This is a genomic window from Rheinheimera sp. (genome assembly GCF_030690345.1).
GTDB lineage: Bacteria > Pseudomonadota > Gammaproteobacteria > Enterobacterales > Alteromonadaceae > Alishewanella.
On the sequence record NZ_JAUYGV010000009.1, the window covers coordinates 104589 to 128504 of the forward strand.

Genomic DNA, 23916 nt, shown 5'->3' on the forward strand with positions numbered 1-23916 from the left:
TGATACTACTGAACGCTAAACTTACAGCTCAGTAACCTGATATACGGTTACACTGCCGCTGACTTCATTACCAATCAGCAGTAACGGGTTACCGTTCGGGCTGTCGCCGGCAGGGATAAACTTAATACTCTCCGGGCCTAAGTCGCCGGTAAGTGGCACTTCGGTGCAGTCCATGCCCTCAGCGGTATCACACGGCTCGGCTAAATCATCATCCAGCTCAAAATCGGCACTAAAGTCGCGGTTAATGTAGTGGCTGACAAAAGTAGCCTGAAACGGGTTGGTGACGTCATAGACAAACAAATCACCGCTGCGCTCCTGCGCAATAAAGGCATAAGTGCGGCCTTCAATAGTGCCAACATCAATTGCTTCGGGCTCACCGCCTTTATCATCTGAGCGGTTGTCACCTTTGTTTTCGGTATGGGCGCTGTTAAAGTTATTACCAAGAATGGCGGCTGAAATACGGCCGAAGTCATCGCCGGAGTCGTACACCATATTCACGTTCTGATCCCAGATGGAAAACGAGCGGGCGCCATAAGCATACAGCTGCTCTACCACGCCATCGTTATCCGGGTCGACCAGTGCAGCCGTTACTTTTAACCGGCCTAAGCCATCATCACCGCCGGTGCTGTCGTACAACGCCTGCAGCTGCGGGCTGAAGGTTTTGTTCAGCTCGTCGGGGTCAATAATGTCTGCCACACGGATATCTTCGGAATAAGCATCCCAGTCGCGGGAGTCACCTTCGTTGGCCGAGACAATAAAGGTAGCGCCGTTCCACTGGTAAGACGCTATGCTGTCGGGTTGATACAGGCCATACACATTCGGCAGTTTGGCAAACGATGCCACTTCATCTTCGTTTGTGTAATCTATCAGATACTGGCCCCAGTCTTTCATGCCCAGCGCTTTGACTTCAATGCTCATATCGGCAAGGTCGATAATACCGATGGCATTGGCTTCCTGTAACGATACCCAGGCAGTTTTGCCATCGGCCGCCACAGTAATGTACTCAGGTTCTAAATCCTGTGCCACTGTGGTACCCGGTGGGCCAGCAAACTTCACACCGGCAGCTTGCAGCAAGGCTTTACGTTTGGCGTCGGTATCGTAGTCGGTTGCGTCTAACAAGTCGCTGCTAAATACCATATCGCTGGTCAGATTGATGGTTGCGGCCACATCGGCCGGTACGCCATCAGTTAAGCTGATCACGGAAATGCTGCCTTCCGGATCCAGGCTGTAATCGGTATCCGGTTCGCCTTCATTGGCTACCAACACTGTGCTGCCGTCCGGGGTAAAGGTCAGCATATCCGGCAGCGCCCCTACCGCAACAGCTTTAACAAAGCTGCCGCTACCTGTAGCATCCAGGCTATAAAATAATACCGCACCGTTGGCAGTTTTAACCGGGGCCGCCACCGCTATGGCCAGCAGGTCGCCATAAATGGCGATAGAATTCGCTTCGCCCAACGCCACGTCGACATCGTTGCCGGCGCCGTCTTTAACGCTGACACTGTCGGCAAACGTAAAAGGTACTGAGCTTAAGCTGTCATCAGTAATACCATTGCCAACTGCTGCCACCGGCAGGTTAGCCAGGGCGATAACTTCAATTTGGTTGTCTGCAGCGTTAATGGCAAAAGCCGAGTTTGATGCCTTGTGAAACTGCACAATTTCGGCGGCCGACTTACCATAAATACCGGTATTAAAACGGCCTACCACTTCGATGCTGAGCTCGCGCGGTAAGTTTTTACCCGGTTGACCGGCGTCTCCTGCCGGGCCTGTAGCGCCGGCGGCACCATCGTCGCCATCCAGCGAGCAACCGGATAAAATAGTCATAATGCTTAGAGCAAGCAGTGAACGTTTTAGCATGCTGATATTCCTGATTTTATTATTGGAAGTTAAACAATTAATAAATCAGTGTCAGCACAGCGCATGACAATTACATGAAGCAGTCATGATGTTTTTATGACGCGCTATCTTGCTCATCTTGCTGCTGCAAAAACAGCTGCTTTGGCATCAGGTTAATGCTTTCATGCAGTTCAGAATACACTATCACCACATCGCCGCCTTTTAGCTGGCGTTTTACCATGGCCACTTTTTCCGCCATCGCCATCTCATGCTCGCCGTAATCGGTGCCTTCGCGCAGCACATAATATTCAATCAGATTGTTTAGCGTATCTTCGGCGATATCGGTGTAGGGAATAATCATTTGCTTAACTGCTCAGTAATAAATTGCGGAATACGCTGGTTTAACCAAAATTTGGGCTTTAGCACGCTGCCATGAACAAAACCAACGTGACCACCGCCGCTGGTGAGCTCGTAGTGAATATGCGGGCTAAGCTCATCGGCTTTGGGGATCACCTCGTCGCTTAAAAACGGGTCATCTTTGGCATGGATAATCAGCGTGGGGATGCGGATATGGCGTAAAAATGCTTTGCTGCTGGCTTTGCTGTAATAGTCCTGCGCATTTAAAAAGCCATGCACCGGCGCGGTGTAATACTCATCAAACTGCTCGATGCTGCTAAAACCCTGCACCTGCTGCGGCGTTAACGGCAGCGGGAAATCGGCAAATTGCTGCAGTTTTAACAAGGTGCTGCGTTTTAACCGCCCGAGCAAATAGCGTTGATACAGCTTACTGCTGCCGCTGTTAATGCGTTTGGCGCAGGCCGCTAACGATAACGGCGGGCACACCGCCACCGCAGCAGTTAACGGATTCTGCTCTGCCTGCTCACCGCAGTACTTCAGCAATACATTGCCACCGAGCGAATAGCCGACGGCCACTAAGGGCCGGTTTGGGTAACGCCGTTTAACGTCGCTGATTACCAGCGCTGCATCGGCGGTATCGCCACTGTGATAAGCGCGCGGCAGCTTATTTGGCTTGCCGTTACAGCCACGAAAATGTATCAGCAGCGCCGGCCAGCCCAGCTGTTTGCACTGTGCCAACATGGCCTGAATATAGTGGCTGTTTATATCACCGGCCAAGCCGTGCAGCAGGATAACCAACGGCGCTTTATCGTCTGTGGCTGTATTGTCTAACCAATTTAGCTGTAATTCATCACCATCGGGTAAGCTGAACAGTTCCGCTGTGGTGCTGACACGCTGCTTCGGGCTTAAATATTTGGCAAAAATGGTTTGCAGGTGGGCATGCTTTAACCACCAGGCGGGCTGAAATGGCGGATGGCTTACTGGTCTGATCTGAGCTTGCAAATTAGCTAATCCTGATAAACAATGCGTTAAGTCTTACTGCAGGTGCAGCCCTATGGATCGGCGACAGTTTATTTTATCCGGCATAGCCTTAGGCGCTGCAGCCAGCTTAGGTAGCGGTTTAGCTGTTTGGGGCTGGCAGCAAAGCCTGGCGCCGGATAGCAGCAACCGCGATCTGGTGTTGTCGGCCCTGTTACCGGCGCTATTGTACGGCGCTTTACCACAAGATGCGACCTTAGCCGCAGCTGAGCTTAACCGCACTAAAACCGCCATTGGCGACTTCCTGCCCTTTTTGCCACTACGCCAGCAGCAGGAGCTGAACCAGCTGTTTAATCTGCTTGCCAACCGTGTCAGCCGGCTGGGCCTTAGCGGTTACCTTAGCAGCCTGGCGGAGCTTAGTATTGCGCAGCGGCTGCAACTGCTAAACCAGTGGCGCGACAGCTATCTGGCGTTATTGCAGCAAGCTTATCATGGCCTGCGCGAGCTGCTGTATGGCGCCTATTACGGCCAAAGTGAGCACTGGCAAGCGCTGGCTTATACCGCGCCGCGGTTTCGCTGATGACGACTAACCACCTGGATGCCAGTCAGTTTGTGCAAGACCAGCAGTTCGAAGCTGATATCGTGATTATCGGCTCCGGCGCCGGCGGTGGTATTGCTGCAGAACAACTGGCGCAGGCCGGCTTTAAAGTGCTGCTGTTAGAAGAAGGTGCTTATTATACCCGTGACGACTTTGTTATGCAGGAGCGCTGGGCTTACCCGCAGTTATATCAGGAAGGCGCCGCGCGCAAAAGCCGCGATCAGGCGATTGGCATTTTACAGGGCCGCACCGTAGGCGGTTCTACCACAGTTAACTGGACGACATCAATTCGCACACCAGAGCCAACGCTAGACTATTGGCATGCTGAATTTGGCATCAATTTTACCGGCGATAACGATTTATCCGCTTATTTTGCAGCAGCAGAGCAACGACTGAACATTCAGCCGTGGGCTGTGCCAGCCAATGCCAACAACGCCAAACTGCAGCAAGGCTGCCAGAAGCTGGGTTGGCAGTACACAGTGATTAGCCGTAACGTTAACGGTTGCGCTAATTTGGGCTATTGCGGTATGGGTTGCCCGATTAATGCTAAGCAATCAATGCTGGTTAGCACCATTCCCTCAGCCATGGCTTTGGGCGCCACGTTAATTTCGCGCATTTCCGTGCGCCAACTGCACTGGCGGGGCGATAGCATAACCGGGCTGGATGCCGTGCCGGTAGATCAGCACTTTCAGCCGCGCACTGACCTGCGCATCCGCATTAAAGCGAAACATTATATTGTCGCCGCCGGCGCTATCGGCTCACCGGCGTTGCTACTACGCTCAAAAGTACCTAATCCGTCCGGTCGCTTAGGCAGGCATACGTATTTGCACCCCAGCGTGATTTCCGGTGCCTTCTTCGAAGAAGCCATTAATGGCCACAGCGGCGCGCCACAATCTATTTATTCCGATCAGTTTGTCTGGCCGGAACATAGCGACAAAGCCGGTTATAAACTGGAAGTGCCACCGTTGCATCCGGTGTTAGTCGCCACTAAGTTAATTGGCAACGGCGGGCAACATGCTGCCTTGATGCAGCAGTTTAACCATTTGCAGGCCATTATTGCGCTGCTGCGCGATGGTTTTCACCCGCAAAGCCAGGGCGGCACTGTGTTGCTGGACAGCGCACAGCAGCCGGTACTGGATTACCCCATCAGTGATTATCTCTGGCAGGGCATGCGCAGCGCCCTGTTATCAATGGCCGAATTGCAATTTGCCGCCGGCGCTAAACAGGTATTGCCCATGCACCACGATGCCAAATTGTATAGCAGTTGGCCTGAGGCCAAAGCGGCAATACTGCAGTTGCCAATGCAGAAACTCAGGCAAACCGTAGTGTCGGCCCATGTTATGGGTGGCTGCAATATGGCCGTAAGCCCGGCCAGGGGTGTGGTCAACCAAAGCGGCCGCCATCATCAGCTGCAAAACCTGTCGGTATTCGACGGCTCTATCCTGCCAACCAGCCTGGGCGCTAACCCGCAACTGACCATTTACGCCCTGGTGTGGCGTAATTGCCAGCAGTTAATCAGCAGCCTGCAATAACAAAACCAGAATTTAACCCTGTGACACAGCCTTAGTGTGCCGAACTGCTATAGTTTCTGAGTTTATTTGCTGATAAGGACACACCATGAAACTCAGTTCTATATTGATCTGCAGCCTGGTATTACTGCATTGCGCCGCGCTTAATGCAGCGGAGCAGAAGATCGTCAACAAATTGTATTCGGAAAAGGGCGAAGCCGGTGAGCAGGTGATTACCCGGCTGGATGACGGTAACTACAGCGCATCGTTAAACCTGAGCTGGAACAACCGCGTGGTAACCATTAATGAAACGCTACAGGTTGATGAAAAAGGTGTACCGGTGGCGTTTTCCGCCAGCGGCACTTCAGCTTTTGGTGCGCCGATAGCCGAACAGTTCAGCCTGGTGGACGGCGTGGCACGCTGGTCCGGTAATAAAGATGACGGCATGCTGCAAACCAGCGAGCCACGTTATTACGTGCCGGCGGATGAAGCCGGCGCGACCAGCCATGTGCTGATGAAGGCATTAATGGCGTCACCCACCCGCTCGGTCGACTTATTTCCCGGCGGCACCGCCAGGTTGGATGCGCTGAAAACCGTAACGGTAACGAATGGCAGCAACAGTAAAGAAGTCACCTTGTACGCCATCAGTGGCCTGGCGTTTAACCCCTCCTTTGGCTGGTTTGACAAAGATGGCCATTATTTCGCCCAGGATTTCAGCGGCTTTATGCGGGTGATCCGCGACGGTTTCAGCCTGGATAACTTCGCTGAGCTGACAAAAATACAAAAGCAGGCCGAGAATGACTATCTGGCCGATATTGCCAAACACCTGAGCCACAGTTACAGCACTGTGCTGTTGCAAGGCGGCAGCGTGGTCGATGTGCTGGCGCGCAAAGTGCTGCGCAATACCGACGTACTGCTGCAAAACGGTAAAATCATGGCAGTAGCCAGTGGCCTGACCGCCCCGGTCGGCGCGCAGGTGCTGGATGCGCGCGGCAAAACCATCATCCCGGGGCTGTGGGATATGCATGCTCATTTATCGAAAAACGATGGCTTACTGAATATTGCCGCCGGCGTTACCAGCGTGCGTGATATTGGCAACAACCATGACAATATTATGGAAATTGCCGGTTTGTTTAACAGCGATCAGCTGATTGGCAGCCGCGTATACCGCGCCGGCTTTTTTGATAAACAAAGCGAGTATTCGGCCGGTTTGTCGGTTACTTCGTTACAGGAAGCGCATGAAAAAATAGACTGGTTTGCTGACAACGGTTATCTGCAAATTAAGATTTACAGCTCGATTGACCCCAGCTGGGTAAAACCGATTGCCGAACATGCACACCGCCGCGGCATGCGCTTAAGCGGCCATGTGCCGGCCTTTATGACAGCACGCCAGGCGGTAGAGCAGGGTTTTGATGAAATTCAGCATGTAAATATGCTGTTTTTAAACTTTCTCGCCGGCACCGAAGTAGACACCCGCACCCAACTGCGCTTTTCTTTGCTTGGTGAAAAAGCCGGCAGCCTGGATTTAGCCGGCAAACCGGTAACGGATTTTATTAAATTACTGGCCGACAAACAAATTGTGGTCGACCCTACAGTTGCTACCTTCCGCAGTTTGTTACTGGGGCAGAATAAACAAATTGACCCGGAGTTTGCTGCCGTTGCCGACCACTTGCCACCGGCCGTGGTCAGGCAGTTGAAAGGCGCATCGATGAAGGTTGCACCGGAGCTGCAGCCGGTGTATCAAAAATCGGCCGACGCTATGCTGAAAATGGTAAAAAAACTGTATGACGCCGGGGTGCCGATAGTGCCCGGCACCGATCATATTGCCGGCTTTACCCTGCACCGCGAGCTGGAGCTGTATGCGCTGGCCGGTATACCGCCGCTGGAGGTACTGCGTATTGCCAGTTATGAACCGGCGCGGCTGGTGGGTGCGGCGTATCACAGTGGCTCAATCAGCGTTGGCAAAGATGCCGATTTACTGCTGATCAACGGCGATCCCAGCACCAATATCGCCGATATCCGCAAAGTGGCGCTGGTATTTAAAGGTCAGCATTACTACAAGCCGGACGAGCTCTATCCGGTGCTCGGCGTGACGCCTTTTACCAGTCCGGTCGCGTTTAAACCTTAAACCATGCAGGGTGCTGCGGCACCCTGCGGCTTGCCCCCGCCTGTGGCGTAATTGCCAACGTCGGGTTAGCAGCTTAAGCAACTACGTTAACTATTTAGTTTCCGCTAATATTTCAGCGGCCAGGCGCAGATAAGCCGGTCAATTCATGCTAAGGTTTACACAACTCTTTTGCTGTGAAGCCTTAGCCTTGCTATGAACACCGACAGTTACAAAGCGCTGAGTAATTATATCGATTTACTGCTCGATGCTATTTGTGTGGTTGATAAAGACGGCCGCTTTGAATTTGTCAGTGCCGGCGCTGAACGTATCTTTGGTTATAAACCGGCCGAGATGCTGGGCCGGCCGATGATTGAGCTGGTACACCCGGACGATCGTGAGCGTACTTTAGCCGCCGCCGCCGAAATTAACGCCGGTGTAGTAAAAGTCGACTTTGAAAACCGTTATATCCGCAAAGATGGTCAGATAGTGCATTTGTTGTGGTCGGCACGCTGGTCGCACACTGATCAGCGCCGCGTGGCGGTAGCGCGCGATATCAGCCGCAGCAAGCAAATTGAAGCACGCCAGGCCGCCATTTATGCCATCTCCGAGGCAGCCTTTGCCAGTGATGATCTACCCGCCTTGTACCGCAATATCCAGCATATTATTGCCGGGTTAATTCCGATGCGGCGTTTTAGCATAGCGCTGACTGGTAGCAACAGCCAGCAACTGCATTTTGTTTATGACACAGCGCAGCAACAGCTGGCAGACAGTAATTTGCTGACGTTTTGTGCCGGAGTGATCCGCCGCGCAGAAACCATACTACTGACCAGCGATAACCGCAAAGAACTGCCACCGAAGTTACGCCAACTGGCCGGCGCCAAAGCCGCTAATTGGTTAGGGGTGCCGTTAAAATCGCACAGTGCCGTAATAGGCGCATTGATGTTACAAAACGACGCCGAAGCAGCAAGTTACAGCAACAGTGAAATAGAACTGCTGGAGTTTGTCTCGGTGCAGGTGGCGGTGGCAATAGAACGTAAACAAATGCTGGAACGGCTGCAGCACAATGCGCTGTACGACCAATTAACCGGCCTGCCCAACCGCGAACTGTTTGCTGACCGTTTGCAATCTGCCAAAGCCCGGGCAGAGCGTGAGCAAGGCAAGTTTGCCTTGTTGTACCTTGACCTGGATAAATTTAAACCGGTAAACGACCAGCACGGCCATCATATTGGCGATCAGCTGTTGCAACTTACCGCACAGCGTATTCTCAGTTGCCTGCGCCACAGCGATACGGTAGCGCGCTTTGGCGGCGACGAGTTTGTGATTCTGCTGGAGCAAGTGGATAGTGACAACACTGCAGTGCAGCTGGCAGAGAAAATCCGCCTGGCGTTAAACCAACCTTTTGCGCTGGCCGGCCAATTGCTGCACATCTTGCCCAGCATTGGCGTAGCGCTGTACCCGCAACAGAGTAACACCGAAAAAGAACTGCTGTTGTTAGCCGATGAAGCCATGTACCAGGGCAAAAAAGCCGGTGGCAACCGCGTCACCCTAAGCACTACTGCATTACCCCGAAAAGGTACGGCCCGATCGGTATAACCGCACTGCGTTATCGGCTTGCTAACTACCTGAATTTCCCCGCACTACAACAATACCCACCCGGGCAGGCGCTGTTTGCCTGGCCTAAGGCACCGTAAACACTGGTGTTGATGCCGCATCTGCTGAAAATATAAAAAAAAGCAAGAAGGTAACGCATTTTGACAACTTCACCAATGTAACAAGATTACTACAATGATTGTCGGGGGCTTGGCTGGTCGGCATGGATGTGCAGGAGGCCGGGGAGTTTAGCGCCTGCACAAACAAACATACCGGCAGAGCCTGACAACAGTGATAAATGACCGCGTTTCTGCCCGATGGTTTGATTTGAATGACTTATAACAAATCACGAGGGGATGTAGAAAAAATGGAAAACAGGAAAAGGTTTACCAAAACAGCATTGGCGCAAGCGGTGTCTTTGCTGCTTGGTAGCGCAGCGGGCATGCCGCTGTATGCGCAACAAGCGCCGGAGACGGAAACCGTCACGGCAGCAGACATTGAAGTAATTCAGGTAAAAGGCGTGCGTTCCAGTATGCAGGAAGCGGCCTCGATTAAACGCCATTCCATGGGGGTGGTCGATGCCATTTCCGCCGAAGATATAGGTAAGTTCCCCGATACCAATCTGGCCGAATCACTGCAGCGTATCAGCGGGGTGTCTATCAGCCGTACTAACGGCGAAGGCTCCGAGGTAACAGTGCGCGGTTTTGGTGGTGATAATAATATGGTCACGTTGAATGGCCGTACTATGCCTTCAGCTACCACCTACGGTGCCGGCTCCGGTGCCGACGGCACCACCCGCGGCGGCAGCGCCAGGGCGTTTGACTTCTCTAACCTGGCCTCAGAAAGTATCCGCGCGGTAGAAGTGTATAAAACCGGCAAAGCCAATATTGCCACCGGCGGTATAGGTGCCACGCTGAATGTGAAAACCGCACGGCCGATGGACACCGGTGAAACCGTAGCCAGTGTCGGCGTAAAAGCCGTGCATGACACCACCAACCGCAGCGGCGACGATGTAACACCGGAAATATCCGGTATTTTCAGTCACGTGCTGGACAACGGCAAATTTGGTGTCAGTATTTCTGCCAGCCACCAACAGCGCGATTCCGGCTATACCGGCGCCACAGTGAATGACTGGGAAGTAGATTACTGGGATGATATTGCCGATGCTGACCGCACCTGGAATAACGTTGATACTAATGTGGTTAATGCGCCGGAGCAAGGCCAGCTGTATGCCCGGCCAAACGATATCCGTTATGCGTTTTCCAATACCGAACGCACCCGTGATAATGCCCAGTTGACCTTACAGTTCAGGCCATCCGACAATTTTACTGCCACCGTAGACTATACCTTTGCCGAAAATAACCTGGTAGAGCACCGTGGTGAAATTACCAACTGGGTGCAAAGAGGTAGTAACACGCAAATTGTAGAATTTGACAATAATACGGTGAAAACGCCGTCTTATATTCAGGAAACCTATGCCAGTGCCGTCGATGAAGGCTATGAGCAGCAATGGCGTGAACAAACCAATACGCTGAAATCTGCCGGCTTAAACCTGGAATATCAGGTAAATAACGCTCTGACACTGATGCTGGATGCACACAGCTCCGAGTTATACAGCCGCGGCACCGGGCCACGCAATTCCGGTGAGCTGGCCGTTGGCCTGGGTGCGCCTATTGTTACCTCGCGTGAATGGTTTTGGGGCGCCGACTTACCCACTTACCTGAACGTGTATGACGACACCCTGCCGGATAAAGGCGCCAATGCCAACGGCATGGTAGATGCCGGTGATGTCGGCTCTTCCATAGCGCGGATTCGTAATGCCAGCCAGGAAAGTAACATAGACCAGGTTAAACTGGACGGCAGTTATCAACTGGATGACGGCCGCTTTGATTTCGGCGTCGAAATGCGCAAAATGGAGTCGCGTTCCATCCAAACCGCCGGTAACAATATCGCGCTGGGTAACTGGAACGTTGGCAACCCCGGCGAATTTGGTGATCTGATCCAACCCTTTGATTTACCCGGCGAGTTCGATGACTACGACACCCTGGCGGGCGGCTATGGCTTTATTGCCGATCCGCGCGCCTTGTATACCGCTGCCGAAGCGCTGTATCCGGGTATTCCTTCTACTGTTGAAAGTGCTTTATCCTACGACAACATTGTAGAAGAAGACACCATGGCAGTGTACTTCCAGGTCGCGCTGGAAGGAGAGCTCGGCGGTATGCCGTTTGATGTATTAACCGGCCTGCGCTACGAAAAAACCGATTCTAAGTCCAGCTCTTTAGTAAGTGACGTGTACTTTCAGTGGGAGGATAACGACGATGTGGTTGCTTATGTCGACTCCACCGTACCGCCGGAGCCTGCGAATGCAAAAAATGATTATGACTATTTGCTGCCAAGCCTCGATGTCAGCCTGCATCTTAGTGACGATCTGATTAGCCGCTTCTCGTTCAGCAAAACTATTGCCCGTGCCGGCTTGGGTAGCTTAGGCGTATCGGCGTCTGACTTTGGCGGCGGCGGTGGTTCCACCCTGTTAGGTGCCCAACCGGTTGCCGATGCCTCTAACCCGGCATTGTTGCCACTGGAATCGACTAACTTTGACTTGTCATTAGAGTGGTATTACAACCCGTTCAGCTATGTCTCGGCCGGGGTGTTCCAGAAAAACGTGGTTAACTTTATCGGCAGCCGTCAGGTTGACCAACCACTGCTGGGTATCCGCGATGTTACCTCCGGGCCACGCGCTTTAGCAGCGGCCCAGGCAGTACAGGATGGCGGCTTCCCGCTGGATGACACCTACCTGTATGCGATGATGGTATTTAATGAATACCGCACCCATCCGGATATGATTGCTGAATTTGGCGCCAATCCGCAATTTACCGGCACTCAGGCACAGATAGATTTCCTCGCTAATAACGCCGGCTTCGATTTACGGGCGACAGACGAAGACCCGGAAGTAATATTCCGTACCAGCACGCCGGACAACAACCGCGCCGCGAAAATCTACGGTGCTGAGTTTGCTGTACAGCATTTCTTCGGTGAAAGCGGTTTTGGCGTCCAGGCTAACTACACCATAGTACGCGGTGACGTTGGCTTTAATAACAATGCTGATCCGAACGAATCGCAGTTTGCTCTGATTGGCCTTAGCGACACCGCTAACCTGATCGGCATTTACGAGAAAGACAGCTGGCAAATGCGGCTGGCGTGGAACTGGCGCGACAAGCATCTGGCTGAAGTCAACAAAGGCGGTTCAAACAACCCCAGGTATGAGGAAGCTTATTGGCAAATTGATCTGAATGTCAGTTACGACATTAACCCGCAACTGACAGTATTTGCTGAAGCTATCAACCTGACCGGTGAGAACAGCCGCTCGCACGCCAGGAATAAAGCCATGTTGTGGTACCTGACAGACTTAGGGCCACGCTATCAGATTGGCGTACGCTACGACTTCTGATAGAGAGATTACCGCCAGCCGGGGCTGGCGGTAACGCTGTAATAGTTGTACGTTAAGCTGCAACAGTTACAACTAAGCCCGACACAGGATGTAACGCATGACCCGACATGTACTGTTGAACAATATCGACCACCAGCATACCCGCGTACTGCATCACTTTAGCGCAGAATACGCCGACAACCTGGCCAGCGTGCCGGTGTTTCCTACCGAATTTACCGAATTGCAAAAAGAGTACCCGATACTGCTGCGCCGCGACAGCGCCGACGGCCACTATCAGGCCATAGCCTTACTGGGCTTTGCCGCAGGGGAAAATTTATACCTCGACAGCCGGCATCCCTGCGGCTGGGACGCCCGCTATATACCGGCCAGCATTGAAAAAGGCCCGTTTTTAATTGGTTTTCAGCGCCAGCCCGGCGACGATGAAGCCGCTAATCCGGTGGTGCATATTGATATGGACCACGCCAAAGTCAGCGAGCAGCACGGCCAGGCGTTGTTTTTACCCCAGGGCGGCAACAGCCCTTATCTGCAACATATCTCTGCCAGGTTGCAGGCTATCCATCAGGGGCTGGCCATCGCCACACCGATGTTTGCCGCTTTCAGCCAGCTGGAGCTGATAGAGCCGGTCAATATTGAATTCAGCCTGGATAACGGCGACAAGCACCGCTTAAACGGTAATTACTGTATCAATACCACCAGGTTGGCCGCACTGCGCGCCACAGAGCTGGAACAGTTACATCAGGCCGGCTTTTTACAATTAGCCTATGCTATGGTCAGTTCGATCAGCAATATCCGCAGCTTAATTGACCGCAAAAACACTTTGCTGCGCCAGCAAAGTACGCTGTAACGGCCGCCACTATGCTAAACATTAGCCGCCAAACCCCGGCAGTCGCCTGCCAACCCGGCGTTATCCCGCCACAGCTGTTAAGCGCCAATGAGCCGGTAGTGTTAAAAGGCGTGGTCAGCCACTGGCCGTTAGTGCAGCAGGGGCAAGACAGCCCGGCGCTGGCGGCCGCTTATTTGCAACAGCATTACAATGGCAAAGCCACCCAGGTGTATTACGGCGAGCCCGGCCTGAATGGCCGCTATTTTTATGACGCCAGCTGCACCCGGCTGAACTACGACACGCGGATGGGCCGCGTGGATGAAGTGCTGCAGCTTATACTGGCCTGGCAAGACCAGCCGCAACCGCCGTCGGTGTACATTGCCTCTAATTTGCTGCAAACGCATTTTCCTGACCTGCGCCAGCACAACGATATTGCCCTGCCCAAACCAGCGTTGGATTACGCCACTGAGCCGGATCGCGTCAGTATTTGGCTCGGCAACCGCTCGCTGGCAGCCTGTCATTATGACGCCTCGGAAAACCTCGCCTGCTGTGTGCTGGGTAAGCGCCGTTTTAGCTTATTTCCACCGCAGCAAATCGGCAATTTATACCCGGGGCCGCTGGAGCCGACACCGGGCGGCCAGGTGATCAGCATGGTCGATTTTGCCAACCCGGACTTACAGCGTTTTCCGAAGTTCCCCGCTGCCATCGCTGCCGGCCAAATCGCAGAACTGGAGCCGGGCGACGCCCTGTATCTGCCAAGCATGTGGTGGCATCAGGTAGAAGCACTCAATAGTTTTAATATCCTGATCAACTACTGGTGGAGCACAGCGCCGCGCTATACCGGCTCAGGCATGAACCTGCTGTATCACGCCCTGCTGTGTTTGCGTGACAAACCGGAGCCGGAGCGCAAAGCCTGGCAGGCGGTGCTGAATTACTATGTGTTTGATAACCCGCAGCAGGCCGGGCAACACCTGCCGGCAGAGGCCCGCGGCGTGCTGGGCGAGCTCGATGAGATGCAGGCGCGCCAGCTAAGGGCCATGTTATTAAATCGGTTAAACCGCTGATATGAGGGAAAATGCTGTGCACACTAAAGCTGAAAAACAGCCGGGCGTAAAAAAAGTAGTCATCGCCGGTGGCGGCACTGCCGGCTGGGTCGCCGCCGCGGCGTTGTCGAAACGCTTAAAAGGCCTGATTGACGTGGTACTGGTGGAGTCAGAGGAAATTGGTACCGTCGGCGTGGGCGAGTCAACCATACCGCCGGTGCAGCTGTTTCATAATCTGCTGGGTATCGACGAGCAGGAATTTATGCGCGCCACCGACGCTACCTTTAAGCTGGGTATTTCGTTTGAGAACTGGGGCCAAATTGGCGATAAATACATTCACCCCTTTGGCACCACCGGCAAGGGCAGCTTTCTCGCCGATTTTCAGCATTATTATCTGCATGGCCTGCGCATGGGTATTACCGCGCCGCTGGGCGAATATTGCTACGAGCTGCAGGCGGCCAAAGCGCATAAGTTCGGTAAATCAGACAGTTCGGCCATCAGCTATGCCTATCATTTAGACGCCGGCCGCTATGCCCGCTTTTTACGCCGCTTTAGTGAAGCGCAGGGTGCCACACGAATTGAGGGCAAAATTGCCCAAGTGCAACAACAAGTTAATGGCGATATCCGCGCTTTGGTGCTGGAAAGCGGTGAGGAAATCAGTGGCGATTTATTTATCGACTGCACCGGCTTTCGCGCCCTGTTAATAGAACAAACCCTGCATGCCGGCTTTGAGCGTTGGGACCACTGGCTGCCCTGCAATAAAGCCGTGGTAGTACAAACCGAACCGGCGGCCACCTTGCCACCTTATACCCGCGCCATTGCGCATGACAGCGGCTGGCAGTGGAAAATTCCGTTACAGCACCGTGTCGGCAACGGCCTGGTGTATGCCGGCGATTATCTGTCTGACGACGAGGCGCGGCAACGCTTGCTGGATGGCCTGGAAACGCCGGCACTGATGCAGCCCAGAGTGCTCAGTTATCAAACCGGCCGGCGCAAGAAGTTCTGGCATAAAAACTGTGTAGCACTGGGCCTGTCCAGCGGTTTTATCGAGCCGCTGGAGTCGACCAGTATTTATCTGTTTATGAACGGCGTGATCCGCCTGCTGCGGATGTTTCCGTTTCATGGCTGCAGCGAGGTGCTGAGCGATGAGTATAACCGCCAGTCGATCAGCGAGCTGGAGTTGGTGCGCGACTTTATTATTTTGCATTATCACCAGACACAGCGCAGCGACAGCCCGTTCTGGAATTACTGCCGCACCATGACCATTCCGGATTCGCTGGCGCAGCGTATGGCACTGTTTAAAGACAGCGGCCGCGCCTTTCAAAGCGGTGAAGAGCTGTTCCGGCTCGAATCCTGGGTGCATGTAATGCTGGGCCAGCGCCTGCTGCCGGATAATTATCATCAGATAGTGGCCAGCCTAAGCGAAACCGAACTGAGCCGTTATCTGCACAGCATCCGCCACACCATCAACCAGGTGGTAGAACGGCTGCCATCGCACCGCGATTTTATTCAGCGCTATTGCAAAGCCGATGGCAACTGAGATGGTAACTGAGATGACAGGCGGGAGCACTAAGCTGCAAAGCCATACCGCTATGCAACTGCAGCAGCGGCATATTGGCCACGAGCAATCACCACTGCTGATTGTCGATAACTTTATTGCCAAACCTGAGCTGTTGCTGGCCGATGCCGGCCAGCGGCGCTTTGTCGCCAATTCGCCGTATTACCCCGGCGTGCGTGCGCCGGCGCCGCAGGCGTATCAACAAGTGCTGCTGCAAAGCCTGGCGCCGCTGCTCAGCGAGTTTTTTGCTCTGCCGGCCGGGACACTGAGCTTTTCCGTTTGCCATTATTCGCTGGTTACCACACCACCGGATCAGCTAAAGCTGCTGCAGCGCATTCCGCATTTTGATACCACCGAACGCCATGCGCTGGCAGCGGTGCACTATTTGTTTCACGATGATCAGGGCGGCACCGCCTTTTACCGCCACCGCAAAACCGGCTTTGAAACTATCGATAACAACCGCGCACCGGTCTATTTCCGTGCAATGGAAGCGGAAAATGGCGGCCCGAATATTCCCGGCCGCGATGCCGGCTACATTAACGGCGACACGCCGTTATTTACCCAAATAGCAGCGGCAGAAGGCGTATTTAACCGGCTGATTATTTACCGCCGCCACGCACTGCACAGCGGCTCAATCCCGCCCGGTGCCAACCTGTCAGCTGATCCGGCACAGGGGCGGTTAACCATCAGCAGCTTTATCGACCTGCAGCCATAAACGGATTAATCGGTATCTGTCGCCAATCAGCTGTACCGATAAGTTATTGTGTGTTTTATAGAAGCGGTGTAGTGTTCTGTACATTAAATTTACAAAGGCGGGTTAACCCGTATTTAAAAGCGGGGCGCCCGCCGAATAATCGTTAAATTTCATGGAGTAGGCATTTGTATGTCAAATGATTTGAAAGACCATATCGACGAACATATGCCACATATCGATGAAATGTTAGCGGAGCAGAATATTCCAATCCATAAGAGATTCTTTATCGCAGGAAAGTTGTTTGTTGAGACTGCTATTCAGAAATCCAGTTTTCAGTCTAACGAGGAATTACTTAAGAGCGAGGTTTATCGCGAGTGTATACTTCCTCTATTTAATGACTGGTACTTTGAAAAATATGGTGATCTTGCCAAAGGACTAGGGAGTGATGTGTATTCTGGGGTTGTTTTAGCTTACGGACAACCTGTGAAACTGAATATACCTGCTACTACAAATGAAGTCTTGGAAGAAGGGAAATTGGCGAAGATGACATTTCCTGATCATTTGCAAGAATCGGAAAATCTTGAAGATTTAATCGAGCCAAAATTTAAGCTTAGCAAGATGGAAGAAAGTTCAGTTTGTGAGCTTCGTTCTCAAATCGAACGGGTAGTTGCTCTAACTCGCTCAATCAATTTAGATTTGAACATGGCGAGCAATGTCAACCAACCGGCCTCGGATATGGCTCAGGGAATATGGAGCCACTTCGAAAAAGGCATTAGTGACATGCTGAGCTTAAAAAACGAGCGAGCCTCTATAGCGTGTTGGGAGTTCCATTTAGCGATGGAGAAATCAATTAAAGTATTGATCCATTCAAAATCTGGAAGCAGCAAGCATGGCCACAACCTTGAGGATCTAATCACGCATTTGAGTAAATTTGAGAGTGGTGTTGATTCATCTGGTTTGGCAGATTTGCCTTCTGACAAAGATGCTATAAAGCTAAGATATGCGGAAATGATAAAAACGCCTATCGATGCCTTCAAATATTATCTTGTAGCACTCGAATTTGTGGGTGATATTGTTTCCAGGTTAGAGCACAAGGTCGGCATAAAAAATGCGTCCTTTACTTTGAGAATGGCCCCATGGGCGAAATGAATTTAACAAAGCATTGCACCGGACAAGCCGGTGAATGCGACGTTAGCCCTTAATCGGAGATTTAAATTTGTCATATAGCGGTCATCTTCAAGGGGATATTCATTCTCATTGTTGGTTTTATGAGTCGGTTAGACGCTCATTCGAATATGACGGATACGGTGAGACTTGTGGTGGTATTACTGCTATTTCATTAACTGCGTTTATGCTTGAAAGCTACTTCAATTTAAGTTGCAAGCAAATCTTTGATAGCAAATCAAAGGTGGAAAAGTTGTTAGATAGCCCGCCGGATAATTTGTTTGAACAGTTAGATCTGAAAACAGAAAGAAGTACAGATATTTATGAAAAATTAGCCATTGCGTACGGTTTTAAATCACAATCAGAAAACTTGATCACTGCACTTTGCAACCAACTTTATAAAAAAAAGAAAGAGAGATTTACAAAGCTTTGTAAAAGTAAATCATTCTACGATATAGATGACGAAATTAGATTCTCTCCTAAAGCGAAATTTGCTGCGTTATCAGATGTACTCTACACAGAGGATGCATTGAAATTGGAGCATGATGCGATGGTTCAACGAATTTTTGATATTCGTAACTCTTTAGCTCACGGACGCTCCGAGTTTGTAAAGCAGTCTTTTACGATTATAAGTAGCAACAACGATGCGTTTTCATCAGAAATGGTTCCCCCTTTACAAGCTAGTTGGCAAGCAAACTGCTCTCTAGAAAATGCGAAGTGTCTTTTTGATAAAGCATGTGAAGTAATAACATTTATTAGTACCCGTGCATTTGATGATGATATGCCGTTTGTCATGCCTACTCAGATAGGTGCTTTTACGCCGGGTTAATAAGGCGTTGCAGTTGACCTTGTACTGTCACGAATTTTGGTTCCAAAAATGTCCTCGCCAGCACTCGGCAATTGAACTTTACGTTAGCTACACTTGCCAACATCGGCGATTATGTATAGCCTAATTAATGACCTGTGGTTACTCGAAAGGTAATCACTTATTCCGCAGGTGAAACTGCAACATCAAGTGAAATTGAGGTTAATATGAACACATCTTATTCGACATTATTTACAACAATCTACGACGAAGTCACTCCAATTGGAAACCTAGGACGTGGAACACACTATTCAATATTGCGAGCGACAGAGAGTAATGACTCATTACTAGAGCAATTTAATCACTTCAAAATTCATGATTTCGCTATTATTTGGGATGAAGATCATGACATTAGAGTAATAGATATAATTGAGAAGTTATATATTTCAAAATTGTTAGCTCCCGTTTTATTTATTGGGGAGCGTAAAGGCGTAGTAACCGTCATTGTTGAAAAAGAATTTTATTATTCTAGCGGTTCATACGCTTATTTTCGCTCCAGATTAGAAGATATAGCAAATGATTCGAACGACCCTTGGTGCGTTGAAGCTGGTTACTACGATCGTGAAACTGATTCGGTCTGTATATCTAGCCAAGTAATTATCAATGCCCCAGGAAAACAGGTATCCACATACCTTAATAACATAGATAACCTTTGGAACTTAGGGCTTAAAGACTACTCAGCTATTTGCAGCTAACAAGCCTTTCAAAGGACAGAAAATAGCTGGTTTTGCTTCTTCGTCATCAATTATAACCAGCTATTTTATTGCTTCTAAAATAAGTAGGGGCAGATTAAGCGAGCGTTTGTGATCTTTGGTGTAACTAGAAAATTTCGCTGTGAGAGCCAATTCGGGCAAGTTGCAGGGTGTTATTAGCAATTCTGTAGATTAAAACTAAGTCTGGCTTGATGTGGCAATCTCTAAAGCCGAGCCAATTTCCAGTCAGAGGATGATCAACATTTTTTGCGGCGAGTGCTTCGCCGCGCTGCAGCTGAGAGATGATATTCCCAACTTCCAGAATGTCGGGAATAGGCATCTTAGCAATTTTTTTGAAATCTTTTTTAAACTGAGTTGAATATTCAAGGGTGAGCACTTTGTACTTTGCCTTCGGTTAACTCATCTAACATCGCATCAAGAGATTTGCTTTGCTGGCCCTTACCTGCTGCCAGTTCTCGTATTGCAGCTGCAGTGGTTTCATTTGGTTGGCTAGCTTTAATCTCAAACGGTATACCGCCATGATTGATCACTGCACGCGCAAATAGCTTCAGTGCCTGAGACGGGCTTAGCCCGACATCGTCACAAATGTTGGTAAATGCGACTTTTGTGTCATGATCGATGCGTGTGCTAAGCATTTCGCTTTTCATGATAACTACTCCAAAGTGTGTTGCAATGTCATACATTGTAGCACATGGTTAGACTATCAGATAACAAACGGTCATTCGCGGCCTTTGGCCGCTGCTACGCTCACAAGTTCGCGCGAGGCTTTAGCAATCCAACATATAGAGGAAAAACAATGCCACATTTTATCGTCGACTGCTCGGTTGAGGTGCTGGAAAGTCACCCTGAGGAATATATTGCAGAGCAAATTCATTTGGTTGCTGTTGCCTCTGATTTGTTTGATATCGGTGATATTAAAGTTCGGGTTAATCCTTACAGTAAGTATCTGGTTGGCGGAAAGCGTGAGCTTTTCATCCACGTTTTTTCAAGCATTATGCAAGGTCGCAGCACTGAGCAGCGGGCAAAGTTGTCACAATCGGTTGTTGAGAAGTTAGTGGCTATGTTCCCTCACGTTCCCAATATTGCTATGAATGTCAGCGAGTTTGAAAAAGCCACTTACTGCAATCGGAATATGCTTTAAGCAATACAGCTGAATGAATTCGCGGCTTATGGAAACCCCGATAAGTAAATTTGCAACCCGGGGCCATGGCCGGGTAAGCAACTTACTTTGGCCGGGAAACCTGAGCAGCAAAAGGCGAAGCCGGTAAGCCTGCGGCGTTATACAGCACGGCATCCGGGTTATCGGCCCAGGCGTAGCGTACTTGCAGCGGCGCTGTGATATCAGCATGCGACAGCACTAATTGTTTACCCTGTAGCTTTACCTGCGCCCAGCGGTAGTGGCCGTCGCTGCCGGCGATGGCAAAGCTTTGGCCGGGTTTAAGCACCAGTTGCTGATCAAAGCTAAGCAGTAATTTATCGCCCTGCGCCTGCACCGACTGCAACTGCGGCCCCTGATATTGCACGTCCTCGCCCAGCGCTACCGCTCTGGCCGCCAGCGCCAGCCGCTGGCCTAAGGTTTTTTTATCTACCGGGTGAATATCGTTCCACTCACCTACGTCTATCGCTACCACCATGGCTGTATGGGGCTCGTCCTGCACCCGGCGCTGGGCTTCGCGCAGTGCGGCCCAGCCGCTGTCGGTTGGCTCTGGGTTTTTCTGCAGGTAATTCGCCAGTTGCACATATAAAAACGGTAACTGTGGCTGCTGCCACTTAGCCCGCCAGTCACGAATTAAGGCGCGAAAACGCTGCTGGTACTGTACTTCGCGGCCGACGTTCGATTCGCCCTGATACCAGATCACGCCCTTGATTGGCAGCTTGGTCAGCGGCGCGGTTAAACCGTTAAACAGCCCCAGCGGTTGCCAGCGGATAAAGGTATCAGCCGGCAGCGGCTCTGCTGTGGCACCAAGGCGCATCTGCCACTGGCCGCTCAGCGCTATAGGCTGCTCGTCGGTGCCTAACCAGTACGGTTTATCCGGCATCAGCCCGGTTTTGCTGTTAGTGGCAATAACCCGCACCGCTATCAGGTTAGTACCGGCTTTCAGCAGCCCCTTTGGCAGCGCATAACGCCGTGGCGGATACCGATAAGTGGTATTGCCCACCTTAACACCGTTGATATACACCTCGTCGGCATCGACAACAGAACCCAGCCGCAGCGTGTCAGCAGCGCTTGCCTGCGCTGCACTTAGCTGTACATTCTTGCGCAGCCACCACACCCCGGTAAAGGGCTGCGGCAAAAAGCCCGGCACGCTAAAGCTTTGCCAGTCGCTGTGATTCAACTCTGGCGCATACCAGGGCGTGTCGCTGTTCAGGCCGGCATCGCGGCTGGCTAAATCACCATACCATTGATTGTTTTTTGCTTGATCGGCGGCGGTAATGTCGGCAATCAGCTGCTTATCACGAAAGCGCAGGCCTTGTGAGAGTGCATCCGGAAACGCCTGCAGCGCCTCTTCACTAAGCCAGGCCTCGACCGGCGAGCCGCCGAGCGCATTATTTAAAATGCCGATGGGTACGCCATTGTGCTGATACAGCTCGCGGGCGAAATAAAATGCCAGTGCCGAAAAACCGGCAATATGCTCTGTGGTGGCAGGCTGCCATTGCCCGGCGCTGAGATCTTGCTGCGGTGCGTCAAAGTTATACTGCTGCGGCACGGTAAACTGGCGAATTTGCCGATAACTGGCGCTGGCTAAGTCCTGCGGATACGCCTCGGCCAGACGCGCCATCGGCAGTTCCATATTCGACTGGCCGGAAGCCTGCCAAACATCGCCAAAGCAAATGTCATTTAGCGTGATTTGATTAGCGCCACTAAAGCGCAGCTTGTGGCCACAACCGGCACTTTGCGCCGGCAAGGTAAATTGCCACTGACCGTTTTTAACCTGCGCCTGGCCCGGCACAGTATCATTTAGCTGCACTGTTACCTGCTCACCGTGCGCGGCATAGCCCCACAAGGTTAGCGCCGTATCACGTTGCAACACCATATTGTCGCTGATTAATTTTGGTAAACGAATATCGGCCTGCGCACTCAGGCTGCAACTTAAGGCTACAGTAAGGACTATTTTATTCATCAACCATCTCCGGCAAGGCTATCGGCTTAGCCTAACATGCTGTTTTATCACGCCAAGCCCTTGCGCAATAATGGCTAAGCGCTTAGTAAAAAACGTAAAACCGGCGACGGCTTTCTCAATTGCAGCTTAAGCGGTGCATGCTAGCCTGAGTTTTTCGCTAACAGGAAAACCGCAATGAAGATCACAGCCGCACGCGTTATTGTCTGCAGTCCGGGGCGTAATTTTGTCACGCTGAAAATTGAGACTGATCAGGGCCTGTATGGTATCGGCGATGCCACCTTAAATGGCCGTGAGCTGGCGGTCGTCAGCATGCTGAATGAGCATATGCTGCCCTGCCTGATAGGCCGCGATGCCGGCCAGATTGAAGATATCTGGCAATATTTTTACCGCGGTGTGTACTGGCGCCGTGGCCCGGTGAATATGACCGCGCTGGCCGCCGTGGATATGGCGCTGTGGGATATTAAAGCCAAGGCTGCCGCTATGCCGCTGTATCAGTTACTCGGCGGGCGCAGCCGCGACAAGGTGCTGGTATATGGCCATGCGAATGGTAACGATATCGAACAGACAATAGAGGCGGTGGCGAAATACCGCGAGCTGGGTTATCAGGCCATTCGCGCCCAGTCCGGCGTGCCGGGATTAGCCTCGACCTATGGCGTATCAAAAGACACCCTGTTTTATGAACCGGCCGATGCCGACCTGCCGACAGAAAACCTGTGGTCGACCAGTAAATACCTGAACCATACGCCCAAACTGTTTGCCGAATTGCGCCGGCAATTTGGTGACGAGCTGCACTTGCTGCACGATGTACACCACCGGCTGACACCGATAGAAGCGGCGCGGCTGGGCAAAGAGCTGGAGCCATATAAGCTGTTCTGGCTGGAAGATGCGGTACCAGCCGAGTTACAACAGGGTTTCCGGTTAATACGCCAGCACACCACCACGCCGCTTGCGGTGGGTGAGGTGTTTTCCTCCATTCATGATTGCCAGCAACTGATCAGCGAGCAACTGATTGATTATATCCGTACTACCCTGGTGCACGCCGGCGGCATTACGCATTTACGCCGTATAGCCGCGCTGGCCGAGCTGTACCATGTTAAAACCGGCTTTCACGGTGCGACCGATTTATCGCCGGTGACTATGGGCGCGGCACTGCATTTTGATAGCTGGGTGCCAAACTTTGGTATTCAGGAATATATGCGCCATACCGATGAAACCGATGCAGTATTTCCACACGACTATTATTTTGAGCAGGGCTTTTTGCACTGCGGCGAAAGCCCCGGCCATGGTGTGGATATTGACGAAAAACTGGCAGCAAAATACCCATATAAGCGTGCCTATCTGCCGGTAAACCGGCTGGAAGATGGCACGCTGTTTAACTGGTAAATGGGAACGGCGTGGTAAAGGTGTATACACCCGAACAGGTTTACCCACGCCAACACGCCGTAAACCCATCCCTGGGGGCTCGATTCGGCCATCCTGGCCTGCAACGGTTGGCTTAGGGTAGAACCTGTTCTC

Annotated in this window: 20 protein-coding genes; 14 read left to right on the forward strand and 6 right to left on the reverse strand. The window is 51.6% G+C overall.

Annotated elements, in window-relative coordinates; all coding sequences use genetic code 11:
• Positions 1-21 precede the first annotated feature (21 nt).
• The 3 genes from Q8O77_RS18870 to Q8O77_RS18880 all read right to left on the reverse strand — a co-directional run bounded on the left by Q8O77_RS18870 (position 22) and on the right by Q8O77_RS18880 (position 3192).
• Positions 22-1854, reverse strand: coding sequence for a choice-of-anchor I family protein (locus Q8O77_RS18870; protein ID WP_305556961.1), 1833 nt, complete (start codon positions 1852-1854; stop codon positions 22-24).
• 94 nt (positions 1855-1948) lie between these two features.
• Positions 1949-2194 carry a YheU family protein gene (locus Q8O77_RS18875; RefSeq protein ID WP_305556963.1) on the reverse strand — a complete coding sequence of 82 codons (246 nt, stop codon included), beginning with the start codon at positions 2192-2194 and terminating at the stop codon, positions 1949-1951.
• Positions 2191-3192: a hydrolase gene (locus Q8O77_RS18880; RefSeq protein WP_305556965.1), complete on the reverse strand. Its 1002-nt coding sequence runs from the start codon at positions 3190-3192 to the stop codon at positions 2191-2193. The genes Q8O77_RS18875 and Q8O77_RS18880 overlap by 4 nt, the downstream gene beginning before the upstream one ends.
• Before the next feature lie 52 nt (positions 3193-3244).
• On the opposite strand from Q8O77_RS18880, the gene Q8O77_RS18885 reads away from it, so the two are divergent.
• From Q8O77_RS18885 to Q8O77_RS18940, 12 genes are all read left to right on the forward strand, one after another.
• Positions 3245-3748 carry a hypothetical protein gene (locus Q8O77_RS18885; RefSeq protein ID WP_305556968.1) on the forward strand — a complete coding sequence of 168 codons (504 nt, stop codon included), beginning with the start codon at positions 3245-3247 and terminating at the stop codon, positions 3746-3748.
• The gene (locus tag Q8O77_RS18890) at positions 3748-5298 is read left to right on the forward strand and encodes a GMC family oxidoreductase (protein ID WP_305556971.1); all 1551 of its coding nucleotides are present in this window, start codon (positions 3748-3750) and stop codon (positions 5296-5298) included. The genes Q8O77_RS18885 and Q8O77_RS18890 overlap by 1 nt, the downstream gene beginning before the upstream one ends.
• Positions 5299-5383: 85 nt before the next feature.
• Positions 5384-7402, forward strand: coding sequence for an amidohydrolase family protein (locus tag Q8O77_RS18895; protein ID WP_305556974.1), 2019 nt, complete (start codon positions 5384-5386; stop codon positions 7400-7402).
• Positions 7403-7594: 192 nt separating this feature from the next.
• Positions 7595-8974, forward strand: coding sequence for a diguanylate cyclase domain-containing protein (locus Q8O77_RS18900; protein WP_305556976.1), 1380 nt, complete (start codon positions 7595-7597; stop codon positions 8972-8974).
• A 364-nt stretch (positions 8975-9338) separates the two neighbouring features.
• The gene (locus Q8O77_RS18905) at positions 9339-12419 is read left to right on the forward strand and encodes a TonB-dependent receptor (RefSeq protein WP_305556978.1); all 3081 of its coding nucleotides are present in this window, start codon (positions 9339-9341) and stop codon (positions 12417-12419) included.
• 97 nt (positions 12420-12516) lie between these two features.
• Positions 12517-13263: a SapC family protein gene (locus Q8O77_RS18910; RefSeq protein ID WP_305556980.1), complete on the forward strand. Its 747-nt coding sequence runs from the start codon at positions 12517-12519 to the stop codon at positions 13261-13263.
• Between the two features lie 11 nt (positions 13264-13274).
• Positions 13275-14306, forward strand: a complete 1032-nt coding sequence (locus tag Q8O77_RS18915; RefSeq protein WP_305556982.1) for a cupin-like domain-containing protein — start codon at positions 13275-13277, stop codon at positions 14304-14306.
• Positions 14307-14322: 16 nt separating this feature from the next.
• Entirely contained in the window at positions 14323-15825 is a 1503-nt protein-coding gene (locus Q8O77_RS18920; protein WP_305556984.1) for a tryptophan halogenase family protein, read from the forward strand.
• A gap of 13 nt (positions 15826-15838) precedes the next feature.
• Complete coding sequence (locus Q8O77_RS18925; RefSeq protein ID WP_305556986.1) at positions 15839-16558, forward strand: DUF6445 family protein; 720 nt, start codon at positions 15839-15841, stop codon at positions 16556-16558.
• 168 nt (positions 16559-16726) lie between these two features.
• Positions 16727-17686 (forward strand): HEPN domain-containing protein, encoded by a 960-nt coding sequence (locus Q8O77_RS18930; RefSeq protein ID WP_305556988.1) that lies wholly within the window; start codon positions 16727-16729, stop codon positions 17684-17686.
• Between the two features lie 67 nt (positions 17687-17753).
• Positions 17754-18530, forward strand: a complete 777-nt coding sequence (locus Q8O77_RS18935; protein WP_305556991.1) for a hypothetical protein — start codon at positions 17754-17756, stop codon at positions 18528-18530.
• Positions 18531-18733: 203 nt separating this feature from the next.
• Positions 18734-19261, forward strand: a complete 528-nt coding sequence (locus Q8O77_RS18940; RefSeq protein ID WP_305556993.1) for a hypothetical protein — start codon at positions 18734-18736, stop codon at positions 19259-19261.
• A 124-nt stretch (positions 19262-19385) separates the two neighbouring features.
• On the opposite strand, the gene Q8O77_RS18945 is transcribed toward Q8O77_RS18940, so the two are convergent.
• Positions 19386-19655, reverse strand: coding sequence for a type II toxin-antitoxin system YafQ family toxin (locus Q8O77_RS18945; RefSeq protein WP_305556995.1), 270 nt, complete (start codon positions 19653-19655; stop codon positions 19386-19388).
• Positions 19642-19962, reverse strand: coding sequence for a type II toxin-antitoxin system RelB/DinJ family antitoxin (locus Q8O77_RS18950; protein ID WP_305556997.1), 321 nt, complete (start codon positions 19960-19962; stop codon positions 19642-19644). The genes Q8O77_RS18945 and Q8O77_RS18950 overlap by 14 nt, the downstream gene beginning before the upstream one ends.
• A 113-nt stretch (positions 19963-20075) precedes the next feature.
• Between Q8O77_RS18950 and Q8O77_RS18955 the strand changes: the two genes are divergently transcribed.
• Positions 20076-20420 (forward strand): 5-carboxymethyl-2-hydroxymuconate Delta-isomerase, encoded by a 345-nt coding sequence (locus Q8O77_RS18955; protein WP_305557000.1) that lies wholly within the window; start codon positions 20076-20078, stop codon positions 20418-20420.
• Between the two features lie 82 nt (positions 20421-20502).
• Here the strand turns inward: Q8O77_RS18955 and Q8O77_RS18960 are convergent, their stop codons facing one another.
• Positions 20503-22401 carry a sialate O-acetylesterase gene (locus tag Q8O77_RS18960; RefSeq protein ID WP_305557003.1) on the reverse strand — a complete coding sequence of 633 codons (1899 nt, stop codon included), beginning with the start codon at positions 22399-22401 and terminating at the stop codon, positions 20503-20505.
• A 174-nt stretch (positions 22402-22575) separates the two neighbouring features.
• Between Q8O77_RS18960 and manD the strand changes: the two genes are divergently transcribed.
• Positions 22576-23784: a D-mannonate dehydratase ManD gene (gene manD, locus Q8O77_RS18965; RefSeq protein ID WP_305557005.1), complete on the forward strand. Its 1209-nt coding sequence runs from the start codon at positions 22576-22578 to the stop codon at positions 23782-23784.
• Positions 23785-23916 lie beyond the last annotated feature (132 nt).

Excerpts from the sequence above, each read along its gene's own strand:
- Q8O77_RS18870 (WP_305556961.1), bottom strand. The coding sequence starts at position 1,854 with ATGCTAAAACGTTCACTGCTTGCTCTAAGCATTATGACTATTTTATCC.
- Q8O77_RS18875 (WP_305556963.1), bottom strand. The coding sequence starts at position 2,194 with ATGATTATTCCCTACACCGATATCGCCGAAGATACGCTAAACAATCTG.
- Q8O77_RS18885 (WP_305556968.1), top strand. The coding sequence starts at position 3,245 with ATGGATCGGCGACAGTTTATTTTATCCGGCATAGCCTTAGGCGCTGCA.
- Q8O77_RS18890 (WP_305556971.1), top strand. The coding sequence starts at position 3,748 with ATGACGACTAACCACCTGGATGCCAGTCAGTTTGTGCAAGACCAGCAG.
- Q8O77_RS18895 (WP_305556974.1), top strand. The coding sequence starts at position 5,384 with ATGAAACTCAGTTCTATATTGATCTGCAGCCTGGTATTACTGCATTGC.
- Q8O77_RS18900 (WP_305556976.1), top strand. The coding sequence starts at position 7,595 with ATGAACACCGACAGTTACAAAGCGCTGAGTAATTATATCGATTTACTG.
- Q8O77_RS18905 (WP_305556978.1), top strand. The coding sequence starts at position 9,339 with ATGGAAAACAGGAAAAGGTTTACCAAAACAGCATTGGCGCAAGCGGTG.
- Q8O77_RS18910 (WP_305556980.1), top strand. The coding sequence starts at position 12,517 with ATGACCCGACATGTACTGTTGAACAATATCGACCACCAGCATACCCGC.
- Q8O77_RS18915 (WP_305556982.1), top strand. The coding sequence starts at position 13,275 with ATGCTAAACATTAGCCGCCAAACCCCGGCAGTCGCCTGCCAACCCGGC.
- Q8O77_RS18925 (WP_305556986.1), top strand. The coding sequence starts at position 15,839 with ATGACAGGCGGGAGCACTAAGCTGCAAAGCCATACCGCTATGCAACTG.
- Q8O77_RS18930 (WP_305556988.1), top strand. The coding sequence starts at position 16,727 with ATGTCAAATGATTTGAAAGACCATATCGACGAACATATGCCACATATC.
- Q8O77_RS18940 (WP_305556993.1), top strand. The coding sequence starts at position 18,734 with ATGAACACATCTTATTCGACATTATTTACAACAATCTACGACGAAGTC.
- Q8O77_RS18950 (WP_305556997.1), bottom strand. The coding sequence starts at position 19,962 with ATGTATGACATTGCAACACACTTTGGAGTAGTTATCATGAAAAGCGAA.
- Q8O77_RS18955 (WP_305557000.1), top strand. The coding sequence starts at position 20,076 with ATGCCACATTTTATCGTCGACTGCTCGGTTGAGGTGCTGGAAAGTCAC.
- Q8O77_RS18960 (WP_305557003.1), bottom strand. The coding sequence starts at position 22,401 with ATGAATAAAATAGTCCTTACTGTAGCCTTAAGTTGCAGCCTGAGTGCG.
- manD (WP_305557005.1), top strand. The coding sequence starts at position 22,576 with ATGAAGATCACAGCCGCACGCGTTATTGTCTGCAGTCCGGGGCGTAAT.